We start from the raw sequence: 13,113 nt of genomic DNA on the forward strand, positions 1-13,113 counted from the left end.
AAAAAAAGTTTTAAAAGAGGTTAATAAATATAATTATCCTCTACCAGAATTATTACTTGAGCCAGGGAGATCAATTATTGGAACAGCAGGAACTACTCTTTATGAAATTGGAATGATCAAGGAAATTGAAAATATAAAAAAATATATAACAATAAATGGAGGTATGAGTGATAATATTAGACCTTCCTTATATGGGGCAGAATATGAGGCATTTTTAGCTAATAAAATGAATGCTGAACCTGAGGAAGAAGTAAGTATTGCTGGTAAATGTTGTGAAACTGGAGATATACTTATTAAGGATATTAAACTTCCAGTAAGTAAGAGAGGGGACATATTGGCAGTAACCTGTACAGGAGCTTACACTTATGCTTTGTCAAATAATTATAATGGTATACCTCGTCCAGCAATAGTTCTTGTAAATGAGGGAGAGGCTAATCTTATAGTAAAAAGAGAAAGTTATAAAGACTTAATAAAAAATGATGTTATTCCTGCAGGGTATTAAAAAGAGAATTAAGGAGATGATAGCTTAAATGTCTAAATTACAAAAAATAAAGTTAGCTCCTGGTGTAAAAGAAAATATGCTCAAACCAGAATTTTGGTTAGCAGATAATAAAAAAAATGAAGTTATGACTAAAAAAGAAATAAATGAATTTAATAAAATAATTTTTGAAAAGGCTAAAGAAAAGGGAAAAGAAGAAGAATTTTGTGAACTAAGCAATTATCCTGACATAATAACTGATAAAAATTTATATTCATTAATGGAAGATTATTCTCTTCCTGAAAAAATAAAAGAAAAAGATTATTATAATAAAAACTCAAAAAAAATATCCAAAAAAGAAAAAAAAGAATTAATTAAAAAAACTAATTTAGAAAATATAAAGAAAAACATTGAAGTTGATTTTGGGATTATAGTTAAAAGAGCAAATGTCAGATCTTTCCCTAGTAGTGAAATATATGCTAAAAGTCCTGAAACTATAGATCAGGATATATTACAACTTACTGCCTTATCAGTAGGCACATCATGTGCGATTTTACATTCAAGTAGTGATGAGAACTGGTATTTTATTCAGGCCAAAAGATATAGAGGGTGGGTAAAAAGAGATAAAATAGCAATTACAGAAAATAAAAAAGAAGCTTTAACTTATTTTGATACTGAGAGATTTTTAGTTGTTACAGAAAGCAGAGTAGAAACTGAACCCAATCCATTTGACAGACAAATATCTAATATTTTATTTCAAATGGGGGATAAAATTCCTCTTGTAAAAAATGAAGATTTACCAGACTCTATTCCTGAAAACAATGGACAGGCCCAATCACCTGAAGGAGCTTATGTCATCTGGCTTCCAGTAAAGGGAGAAAAAGAAAAGGTTAAATTTAAAAAAGCTTTAATTGCCAGGTCTAATGATTTAAATGAAGGATATCTTAGTTATACCAGAGAAAATTTGGTTAAACAGGCTTATAAACTTTTAGGTGAAAGATATGGTTGGGGAGGACTTTATAAAAGAAGAGATTGTTCACGTTTTATTATGGATGTTTATAGAACGGTTGGTATTCAAATTCCAAGAGATGCTGGTTTCCCTCAGGAAGAAATATCAGCTGGTAAGATCTATGAATTTAATGGTGATTTAAAAAACAGGAGAGAAGTTTTAGATAAATTAGAAGCTGGAGACCCAATATATATGAAAGGCCATGTTATGATGTATCTTGGAAAAGAAAAGGGAGAACATTACTTAATACATTCTGGTTCTGGTTATGGTAAATATGATAAAAATGGAGAATATAAAGCAATAACAGTTCATGGAGTTTTTGTAATGAAGGCAGAACAATTGATGAAAAGCAGTGAAAACACTTATTTAGAATCATTTAAATTAGCTAAAAAATTTCTGTTAGAAAACTAGAGGGAGGAATTTTTTTGAAAAATGAATTAAAAAAAGAAATCAGCCAATATCTAAAAAATAGAAAAGGAGACTATTCTCTCTATTATAAAGATTTATTGAATGAGGATGAATTAAAAATAAATGAAGATGAGATATTTTTGGCAGCCAGTGTTATTAAAATACCTATTATGATTGAATATTTTAGACAATTAGAAGCAGGTACTATTGATCCAAATGAACTTTTTATTATCCCTTCTTCTAAAAGAGTGGGAGGTTCAGGGATATTATCTGAACTTAGAAAAGATATTAAAATGAGTCTTTCAGAAATGATTTTATTAATGATTGTTTTAAGTGATAATACAGCTACAAATTTAGTTATTGAAAAACTTGGTATTAATAATATTAACAATTTTTTAGAAAACCGCAATTATGATAGTTGTTTAAAAAGAAAAATGATGGATTATGAATCAAGAAAAAAAGGGATAGAAAATTACATAAAAGCAGATGAGATTGGTGAAATTTTGCAAGATATTTATGAAAGTAATTTTTCAATAATTTCTAAAAAAAGTTGCGAAAAAATGTTTTCAATTATGAGTAGACAAAAAATAAGAGATAAACTTTCTTTTTATATTCCAGAAGATGATTGGGTAAAAGTCGCCAGTAAAACAGGTACTTTAGATAAAGTAGAACATGATGCTTCCATATTTAATTTTGCTAATAATAAATTTGTTTTAGTAGTTCTTTCCAAAAATTTACCGACAAATGCCTATGGTAATGTTACAATTGCTAAAGTTGCCAAAAAGATCTGTGGATTATAAAATTCATTAACCGAGGTGGAAAAAATGAAAATAACTGATATAAAATTATATCATCTTAGTGTGCCTTTAAAAAAACCATTTAAAACTTCATTAAGGACTGTTGAATCAGCTGAAGAAACAGTGGTAAAAATTATAACTGATAGTGGTTTGGTAGGTTTAGGTGAAGCGCCTCCAACTGCTGTGATTACAGGAGATATGAATGAAGGTATTAGAGGTTTAATAATGGGAAAGATAAAACCATTACTAATTGGAGAAAAAGCAGATAATCTTGATAGATTACATTATCTTTTAGAAGAATCAGCTGTTAATAATCATAGTGCTAAGGCGGCAATAGATATGGCTTTATATGATTTGTATGGTAAAATTTATGATGCGCCATTATATAAATTATTAGGTGGCTATCAAGATGAAATTATATCTGATTTAACAATTAGTGTAAATTCTCCGATTGAAATGAGTGAAGATGCTCTCCAGGCGGTAAAAGAGGGCTATAAAACGCTCAAGTTAAAAGTTGGTAAGGGGATAAATCTTGATTTAAAAAGGATAAGAGCTATAAGAGAAGCGGTTGGACCAGAAATAAAAATAAGATTAGATGCAAATCAGGGCTGGGAAGCAAAAGAAGCGGTTTATGCCATAAAAAAGATGGAAGAAGAAAATTTAAATATAGAATTGGTTGAACAGCCAGTAAAAGCAGCTGATTATAAAGGAATGAAATTTGTTCGGGATAATGTATTAACTCCTATTATGGCTGATGAAAGTTTATTTAGGGCAAAAGATTGTTTGAAACTTCTGGAGATGCAGGCCTGTGATTTAATAAATATTAAATTAATGAAAGCAGGAGGAATTTATAATGCACTTAAGATAAACTCTATTGCTGAAGCTTATGGTATAGAATCAATGTTAGGAAGTATGTTAGAAGCAAAGATTTCTGTAACTGCAGCGGCTCATCTGGCTGCAGCCAAAAAAAATATTACTCGCCTTGATCTGGATGCTCCAAGTTTATTGGCAGAAGATCCAGTTGATGGTGGAATAAAGATAAATGGACCGAAGATAATTTTGGCTGATGGTCCAGGATTGGGAATTAATAAAGTTAATAATTTAAAAGAATTATAATATTTATGTTTTTTGTTTTATTGGTACCTTCTCAGCCCACCTGTGAATTAGGGCACAGGTGGGTAAAATAAATAAATTTTATCATATTTGGGGTGTTAATTTGGCAGATAATAATCTTGTTAAAAAAAACAATAAAATAGGATATATAGCAGCTGTTTTATCAGCTATTTGTTTTGGTAGTGCAGGACTTTTTGTAAAATATATTTATAGTTTTGGTTTAAGTGCTGGAGAGATGTTGATTTTACAATATTTAATAGCTGTAGTAGTTTTATGGATAGGTTCTTATTATATTTATGGTTCCAGAATTATTATTTCCAGTAAATTACTAAAAAAAGTATTAATCCTTGGTGTATTTGGTAATACTTTTATGACTCTATTTTATTATAAATCTTTTATGTTTTTAGATGTAGCAGTTGCAACTATTCTTTTGTTTACCTATCCTATTTTAGTAACAATCTATTCATTTGTTTTTGGCAATGAAAAATTTGATAAAATTATTTTATTTTCGCTAATAATTGCTTTTACAGGAAGTTTTTTAGTTCTTGATTTATTTAATTATAATAGTAATGTAGAAAGTCTGGGGGTTATTTTTGGGATTTTAGGTGCTGTTTTTTATGCTTTTATGAATGTTTATTCTGAATCATTTTTGGATAAAATAGAGCCAATAATTTTGACTGCTTATGTTAATACTTTTTCCTTAATTACACTTATTATTTATTATCGGCCCTTTCATTTATTTAATTATAGTCTTGAGACTAAAGCCTGGTTGGGAATTTTAATGCTTGCTATTATTGCCGGTGTTTTACCTGTTGCTCTTTTATATACAGGTATTAAAAATATAGGGGCTGTAAAAGCTTCTATTATTGCAAATTTTGAAATTCCTGTATCGGCTATTTTATCTTATTTAGTTTACAATGAACGATTAAATTCTTTTCAAATGATAGGTATGTTTTTAGTTTTAATTGGAATTATTATTTTACAAAATAAGGATAAAATAATTAAAAAAATAAGAATTTAATTTTTTTTACCTTGTTATAAAAATAATTTTATTAAAAAATAAAAAATAAGAAGGAAATTTTATTATTGTATTGAATATAGTAATATATACATTTTAGTTATGGGAGGTGAGAAAAGCTTCTGATAATTAAATATTTTGAATATTTACTTTAATAAAAAAACGGGAGGTAATTTTTAATGCAAAGAAAAATAATATTTATTTTAAGTTTTCTGCTCATTTTTACTTTGACTACTGGAGTTATGGCTCAGGATGTCAATAGAGGAGGAATTGTTAGAGTAACAGCAAGTAAGCAGGGAGTGCTTGTTAAGAACTTTAATCCCTTTTCTCCAAATTCTTTACACATAACTTTTGGTGGTATTTATGAAACTTTAGTTTTTGCTAATTCTTATAAAGGTGAAATTGAACCATGGCTGGCTGAAAGCTATGAATGGTCTGATGACCTAAAAACTCTTACTTTTAATTTGAGAGAAGATGTTCAATGGAATGATGGCGAAAAATTCAATGCTGATGATGTAATGTTTACACTTAATCAGGCAAAAGAGGATAAGGCTCTTGACTTAGCTGGAATTTGGAATCAAGGTTTAAAAGAAGTAAATAAACTTGATGAATATAAAGTAGAGTTTGTTTTTGAAGAAGCTAATACAACTGTTATGCCACAGGTAGGAAGTATTTATATTGTACCAGAACACATCTGGTCAGAAGTTGATAATCCATCTAAGTGGAGTGGTAATGAAAATCCTGTAGGTACCGGTCCATTTATGTTTAAAGAGGGTACTTTTGCTGATCAATCTTTTCAGATGAAAAGCAATCCAAAGTACTGGAAAGAAGGTAAAGATGGTAAGCCTTTACCTTATATTGATGGTGTAGAATATATCAGTGCAACTGGTAATTCACAGGCTGCTATGAAAATAATTTCCGGTGATGTTGATTGGGGTACTTACTTTATTTCCAATATCGATGAAACCTATGTCCAAAGAGATCCTGAACACAATCATTACTGGCTTCCTGAAGGAAATATTGTTTATTTAAACTTAAATAATGGAAAAGAACCATTTTCCAACCGCAATATGAGAAGAGCAATTGCAATGGCTATTGATCAGGAAGAAATAACAACTATTATGAATTCAGGAGCTGTTCCTGCTTCTAACACAGGAGTTAAAAAAGGTTATTTAAGCTGGCTTACTGATGAGACAATGGAATTTAACTGGGAATTAAATAGAAAAGTTGCTGAACAAATGATTAAACAGGAAGGATACAGCAGAAATAGTGACGGAATTATGGAAAAAGATGGAGAAGAACTATCCTTTAGTCTTTATGTTCCAACTGGTTGGACAGACTGGATTACTGCTGTTGAAACAATTAGTAAGCAATTAGAAGAAATAGGGGTAAATGCTAGAGTAAAACAGGTATCATGGCCTTCTCCTTATTTAGATAATATCACTAATGGTAAATATAATATGTCAATTGATTATACTAACTCTGGATTTTCACCTTACTATCAATTTAATAACATTTTACCTTCAAGACATTATGCACCTATAGGTGAAAGTGCAACTGGTCATTCACAGGTTAGATATCAAAATGAAAGAGTAGATGAAGCAATTCAGGAATATAGTAAAACTGCTGATAAAGAAAGACAAAAAGAATTGATTAATGTAATAGTAGGTGAATTTTTGAAGGATAGTCCAATGGTACCTTTATTCTTTAATCCTGTCTGGTTTGAATATTCTACTGAAAATTTCACTGGCTGGCCAAGTGAAGATAATCCATATACCGCACCTTCTACAGCCGGAATGAGTAAAATGCCAGTTTTCTTAAATTTAGAACCAGTAGAATAAATTTTTTAAGATATAAGGAAATAAGTATAAATAGCAGACCCTCGATTGCTTCGGGGGTTTGCTTTAATAAAATTTGTTTAGCTGGATAAAGGAGGGAAAAAATGAAGTATTTTCTTCGCAGGATACTATGGTTAATATTCGCTATTTTTGTTGCTCTTACTATAAATTTTATTTTACCAAGACTTATGCCAGGAGATCCTGCTACAATTCTGATTCAAAGATTGGAAGGACTTGAACCTTCTGCAATTGAAGCGGTAAGAACAGCTTTTGGTTTAGAAACAGATAAAAATATCGTTATTCAGTACTGGGATTATCTTGTAAATTTAGCTCATGGAGATTTAGGTATATCAATCAGTCATTATCCTACCCCAGTCTGGGATGTTCTCAAAAAAGCTCTCCCCTGGACAATTGGTTTGATGGGTCTTTCTACAATATTTAGTTTTGTAATAGGTACCTTTATCGGGATTGGTATAGCCTGGAAAAGGAAAAGTAAAATTTCTGATGCAATTTTAGGACTATTTTTATTTATTAGATCATTCCCCTATTTTTGGTTTGGACTTATTTTAGTCTATTTCTTAGCTTTTAATAATCCGTTTTTTCCTTTAGGAGGAGCTCACTCAACTAGATTAATGCCAGCTGATGGCTGGGCCTATTTTAAATCGGTTCTATATCATGGTTTTTTACCTGGTTTAACTATAACAATAAGCTCTATGGGATATTGGATATTAACTATTAGAAACAATATGATAAATGTACTTGCTGAAGATTATATTACTGTAGCTAAAGCTAAAGGACTTTCAGCCAGTAGAATTAGAAATTTATATGCTGCTAAGAATGCAATATTACCCTCTATTTCAGGTTTTGCAATGGCTCTTGGCTTTGTTATTGGAGGTAGTTTACTTACGGAAATGGTATTTTCTTATCCTGGTGTTGGTTTTATGTTATTTCAGGCAGTACAACAGCAAGATTATCCACTTTTACAGGCAATCTTTTTATTTATAATACTTGGAGTTTTATTTTCTAACTTTATAGCTGATATTGTGATTATGTTACTTGATCCTCGTGTAAGGGATGGTGGTAGTAGATGATTAAAGATATGTTGAAATTATTTATATCAAATAAAAAAGCTTTAACTGGAGTTATTATTCTCATATTTTTTCTAACGATAGCTATTTTTGCTCCGATCATTGCCCCTTATGGACCAAAACAAAGTAGAGATGAATCAGGTAAATTTGAACTTAGAGCTGAACCATCTCTTAAACATCCACTTGGGACAAGCCATGCTGGTTATGACCTCTTTTCAAGATTGATTTATGGAACGCGACTTTCTTTAGGAGTAGGTATCTCAACCGGTATAATAACAACTTTTATTGCTTTAACTTTAGGACTTTTCAGTGGTTATTATGGTGGAGTGATTGATGAAATAATCTCATTTATTAATAATATATTTTTAGTAATACCAAGTCTACCCCTGGTTATAGTTGTTGCTTCTTATATTACAATTAAGGGTGTATTACCAATAATTTTAGTTCTATCCTTAACAGGCTGGGCCTGGGGAACACGAGTGATAAGGTCACAGGTTTTATCGGTTCGAGAAAGAGAATTTGTTAAAGTAGCTGAAGTTTTAGGTGAAAAACCTTTAATTATTGTTTTCAGAGAAATATTTCCTAATATAATTTCTCTAGTTATGGCTACTTTTTTTACTTCTACTATAGCAGCAGTTATTGGAGAAGCTACTTTAGAGTTTATTGGTCTTGGCAACCTTTCTACAGTAACCTGGGGAACAATGCTTTATTGGGCCCAAAACAATGCAGCCCTTCTTTATAATGCCTGGTGGTGGTTTTTACCTCCTGGATTATTTATTGGTTTACTGGGTACTTCTTTTGCTCTAATGAATTTTGCTATTGATGAAATATCTAATCCTAAAATAAGGAAGAGGTAGATATAGATGTCTGATACAATACTGGAGATAGATCATTTAACAGCAGGTTATGAAACAAAAATGGGAGATGTGCTTGCTGTAAATGATGTTTCATTTGATTTAAAGAAAGGTGAACTTATAGGAATTGCAGGAGAATCAGGTTGTGGTAAATCTACTCTTGCCTATTCAATAATGAATTTGCTAGAAGATAATGGGAAAATATACTCTGGAGAAATTAGATTTTCAGGAAAAAACATGGTTGACTTATCTGATAAGCAAATCAAAAATTTTAGATGGAAAAACATGTCTATGGTTTTTCAATCAGCAATGAATGCTTTAAATCCAGTTATGAAAATTAGTGAACAATTAATAGATGCTCTAAAAGCCCATGAGAAAAAAATATCTGATAAAGAAGCAAGAAAAAGGGCAAAGGAAATGCTCAAACTTGTAGATATACAAATTGATCGATTGGATGCTTATCCCCATCAACTTTCTGGTGGAATGAAACAAAGAGTTATGATAGCTATGGCCATGATTTTAAATCCTGATTTGATGATTATGGATGAGCCTACTACTGCTTTAGATGTTGTAGTTCAAAGAAATATAATAGAAAAAGTAGAGGAATTAAGACATGAATTTAATTTTTCAATAATATTTATTACCCATGATCTTTCCTTATTGGTTGAAATTTCGGATAAATTGGCAATTATGTATGCAGGTAAAATTTTAGAAATAGGGCCGGCAGATAGAATTTATCTTAATCCCTTACAACCCTATACTGAAGGATTAATGAATTCTTTTCCACCTCTGACTGGAGAATTAGAGGAAATGAGTGGAATAGCTGGGAAACCACCTGATTTATTAAATCCTCCTCAGGGATGCCCTTTTTATCCTCGATGTGATAAAAGAATGGATATTTGCCAGAAAACAATGCCTGAATTTAAAGAAATTGAAGAAAATCATAAAGTAAGATGTCACCTCTATACAGGAGGTAATAATAATGAGTGAAAAAATATTAGAACTTGATAATGTATCAATGCATTTTCCAGTAAAAAAATTTGGAAGCAAAGAAGAATATGTACATGCTATGGATGATATTTCTTTTTCACTTTACAGAGGAGAAATACTTTCAATAGTAGGTGAATCTGGTAGTGGTAAAACTACTACTGCTAATGTTGTAGCCAAACTGCATCAACCTACTTCTGGGAATATATATTATAATGACAAAAATATTTATGGAAAAGAAGTCCGAAAAAATAATTTAGCCTATAGAAAAAAAGTGCAGATGATCTTTCAGGATCCATTTGGAGCACTTAATCCTACTCATACCATCCGAGCTATTTTAGAGAGACCATTTTTGATTCATGGATTGGCAGATAGAAATAATGTAGAAGAAAAAATCAAAGATGTTTTAGTTCAGGTTGGTCTGGAACCTGCTGAACAATTTATAGACAAATTTCCTCATGAATTATCAGGAGGTCAACTGCAAAGAATAAATATTGCCAGAGCAATATCAGTTGATCCTGAATTGCTTTTAGCTGATGAACCTACTTCAATGCTTGATGTTTCTATTAGAATAATAATTATGAATATGATCAAAAAGTTTAGAGATGAAGAGAATATATCCTATCTTTATATTACTCATAACCTGGCAGGTGCTCGATATATTGCGGACAGAATAGGAGTTATGTACGCTGGAATGTTAATGGAATTAGGTCCGGCAGAGGATGTAATTAAAAAAGCCTATCATCCCTATACACAATTATTAAGATCGGCAGCACCACAACCTGAAAAAGGTTTTAGAGATGGCAAATTAACTACTCAGGGAGATATACCAAGTTTAGTAAATCCTCCTTCAGGCTGCCGTTTTCATCCTAGATGCCCTGAGGCAAAACCTGAATGTTCAAAAGCAATACCGGAAATGAAAAAAATTGAAGATAATCATTATGTAAGATGTATTTTATATTAATATTTTTAAATAGCAAAAATTAATTATTAATATTAAGGGAAGTGAGTATAGTGAGTAAAAATGCAAAAAATTTACCTCACGGTATTTTAAGAATAAATAGTTATATGGAACAATTAAAACCTGCAGAAAAAAAGGTGGCAAAATATATATTAAATAATCGTGAAGAAGTAATTCATCTATCAATTACTAAACTGGCCAGAGAAGCAGGAGTAAGTGAAGCTACTGTCGTTAAATTTTGTCAGCATATTGGTTATTCTGGATATCAGGAATTAAAGATTATGTTAGCTCAGGCAGAAAAAAAAGGGAAGCAGGATCGTATCTATGGTGAGATAGAAGCAGAAGATAATGTAGAAGAAATAATAAATAAAATTTTTCAAATATATGATCAATCCTTGCATAACACAAAAAAACTTTTTGATAATAATAATATTAAAGAGGCAATAAAGACTGTAATAGATTCAAAAAGAATATACTTTTTTGGATTTGGAGCTTCAGGGATAGTTGCCAGAGACAGTGAATTGAAGTTTAAAAGAATTAATTATGTGGCTGAAGCTCTTTTAGATAATCATAAACAGAAAACTATAGCTTCTTTACTTACAGAAGATGATTTAGTAGTAGCTATTTCAGATTCAGGACGTACTAAAGAGTTGATGGAATCATTAGAGATAGCTAAAAATGCTGGAGCTAAAATAATTGCAATAACTTCTAATATGGATTCTCCAGTAACGAAAGTTTCTGATATAATTTTACTTACTTCTTCAAAAGAAACCCCATTTAGAGGAAGTGCTTTAGCTTCAAGGATGGCTCAACTGGCAGTCATTGATGTATTGTTTTTAGGAGTTGCCAGTTCTGAATATGATAAGACAATAGAAGCTTTAAGCAAGACAAGAGTAGTAATGCAGGATAGTCGATTAAAATAATAATCTTTTAATTTCAGAAAGGGGGGTATAAATAATATTAATATTTTCTTTTAATAATAAGATACTAAAAAAGGAGTGGAGAAAATGAGAAACAATTTAGTTAAAATAGTTGCAGTTTTATTATTACTAGTTTTTAGTTTTGGTTTTGTTGAGGCACAGGCAGAAGATGTTCTAAAAGTAGCAAAGGACCAGTCAGCAGTTGGGTTTGATCCTCACCTTGTTCCGGCAGCTTCTTCCATTCAGGTTTATCAACATATTTATAATGGCCTTGTTGATATGGATGCAGAAGGTAATATTGTGCCTGAACTGGCAAAGAATTGGAGAATGATAGATGAAAAAACTTATGAATTTGATTTGCATGAAGGAGTAAAATTTCATAATGGTCGGGAAATGACCTCAGAGGATGTAAAATACAGTTTTGAAAGAATTCTTAATCCTGATACTTCTTCAATAGCTCAATCATATTTTACAATGGTTAAAGAAATAAAAACTCCTGATAAGTATACAGTAGTTTTTGAACTTGAAAAGCCGTTTGCAGGATTTTTAACAAATGTTGCTCATGTCTGGGCTGCAGTTGTTCCTAAAGAAGTTGTAGAAGAAAATGGAGATTTAAAACAGGCTGCCTGTGGTACAGGACCTTTTAAGTTGGAAGATTGGTCTCCAGATGAACATTCAATATTAGTCAAAAATGAAGATTATTTTGAAGAAGGCCTGCCCAAAGTAGATAAAATAGAATTTTTGGTTATGAAAGATGAATCAGCCAGGATTGCTGCTTTAAGATCAGGTCAGGTACATTTGAGTAGTATTACTCCTGATGGTGCTGAAATTTTAAAAAATCAAAAAAACATCAATGTTATAAATTATCCCAGTTTAAACTATACTTATGCTGGATTCAACACTACTAAGGCACCTTTTGATGATCCAAAAGTTAGACTTGCTTTAAGTTATGCAATTGATAGAGAAGAAATTGCCGAGATTGTATATAATGGAAATGCTTCTGTAACAGGCCCTGTGCCTCCTCCTCAGAAAAAATGGGCACTTCCTGTAGATAGTTATCCTTCCTATGGTGGAAGTCAAATTGAAAAAGCAAAAGAATTATTAAAAGAAGCTGGATATGAAGATGGACTTGAATTTACAATAAAAACATCAAGTACTTATGATTATATGGTAGATACTGCTTTAGCTATTCAAAATCAACTTAAAAAAGCAGGAATTTCTACTAAAATTGAATTAGTTGAATGGGGAACATATATAGATGCCTGGGTAAATACTGATCATCAATTTTTAGTTGGACTTAATGGATCAGGTGTTACTCCAGATAGAGCTCTTCATTTCTTTTTCCATACAGAAGGAACAGCTAATGTTTGGGGCTTTAGTAATGCTGAATTCGATAAATTAGTAGAAGAAGCAAGAGTTACAGCAGATTATATGGATAGATCAGAGCTATATAAAAAGGCACAGAGCATGCTTGTAAATGAATTAGCTCCTAATCTTTTCTTAAATGCTCCTTATCAATTCTATGCTGTAAATCAAGATGTTGAAGGTTTTAATCCAACAGCACTTACTGGAGAATCTGTACTAAAACATGTAAATCTCAAATAATTATTTGAATAATAAAATAAGGCCTGTGAATTCACAG

At 31.0% G+C, this 13,113-nt stretch carries 12 protein-coding genes; all 12 read left to right on the forward strand.

Going from position 1 to position 13,113, the window contains the following annotated elements:
- A partial coding sequence (locus VJ881_03860; protein ID HKL75183.1) for a diaminopimelate decarboxylase occupies positions 1-502 on the forward strand: 502 nt, incomplete at its 5' end.
- A gap of 28 nt (positions 503-530) precedes the next feature.
- Positions 531-1,898: an NlpC/P60 family protein gene (locus VJ881_03865; protein ID HKL75184.1), complete on the forward strand. Its 1,368-nt coding sequence runs from the start codon at positions 531-533 to the stop codon at positions 1,896-1,898.
- A 14-nt stretch (positions 1,899-1,912) separates the two neighbouring features.
- Positions 1,913-2,695, forward strand: a complete 783-nt coding sequence (locus VJ881_03870; GenBank protein HKL75185.1) for a serine hydrolase — start codon at positions 1,913-1,915, stop codon at positions 2,693-2,695.
- Between the two features lie 24 nt (positions 2,696-2,719).
- On the forward strand, positions 2,720-3,808 hold the full coding sequence (locus VJ881_03875) for a dipeptide epimerase (protein ID HKL75186.1): 1,089 nt from the start codon (positions 2,720-2,722) through the stop codon (positions 3,806-3,808).
- A 100-nt stretch (positions 3,809-3,908) separates the two neighbouring features.
- Positions 3,909-4,826: a DMT family transporter gene (locus VJ881_03880; GenBank protein HKL75187.1), complete on the forward strand. Its 918-nt coding sequence runs from the start codon at positions 3,909-3,911 to the stop codon at positions 4,824-4,826.
- 176 nt (positions 4,827-5,002) lie between these two features.
- Complete coding sequence (locus VJ881_03885; protein HKL75188.1) at positions 5,003-6,664, forward strand: ABC transporter substrate-binding protein; 1,662 nt, start codon at positions 5,003-5,005, stop codon at positions 6,662-6,664.
- Positions 6,665-6,765: 101 nt separating this feature from the next.
- Positions 6,766-7,752, forward strand: a complete 987-nt coding sequence (locus VJ881_03890) for an ABC transporter permease (protein ID HKL75189.1) — start codon at positions 6,766-6,768, stop codon at positions 7,750-7,752.
- The gene (locus tag VJ881_03895) at positions 7,749-8,606 is read left to right on the forward strand and encodes an ABC transporter permease (protein ID HKL75190.1); all 858 of its coding nucleotides are present in this window, start codon (positions 7,749-7,751) and stop codon (positions 8,604-8,606) included. Before VJ881_03890 ends, VJ881_03895 begins: the two co-directional genes overlap by 4 nt.
- Positions 8,607-8,612: 6 nt before the next feature.
- Entirely contained in the window at positions 8,613-9,593 is a 981-nt protein-coding gene (locus tag VJ881_03900; GenBank protein HKL75191.1) for an ABC transporter ATP-binding protein, read from the forward strand.
- On the forward strand, positions 9,586-10,554 hold the full coding sequence (locus VJ881_03905; protein ID HKL75192.1) for an ABC transporter ATP-binding protein: 969 nt from the start codon (positions 9,586-9,588) through the stop codon (positions 10,552-10,554). Before VJ881_03900 ends, VJ881_03905 begins: the two co-directional genes overlap by 8 nt.
- Positions 10,555-10,604: 50 nt before the next feature.
- On the forward strand, positions 10,605-11,474 hold the full coding sequence (locus VJ881_03910; GenBank protein ID HKL75193.1) for a MurR/RpiR family transcriptional regulator: 870 nt from the start codon (positions 10,605-10,607) through the stop codon (positions 11,472-11,474).
- Positions 11,475-11,558: 84 nt separating this feature from the next.
- Positions 11,559-13,076 (forward strand): ABC transporter substrate-binding protein, encoded by a 1,518-nt coding sequence (locus tag VJ881_03915; protein ID HKL75194.1) that lies wholly within the window; start codon positions 11,559-11,561, stop codon positions 13,074-13,076.
- Positions 13,077-13,113: the final 37 nt, after the last annotated feature.

It is taken from the genome of Halanaerobiales bacterium (genome assembly GCA_035270125.1).
Lineage (GTDB): Bacteria > Bacillota > Halanaerobiia > Halanaerobiales > DATFIM01 > DATFIM01.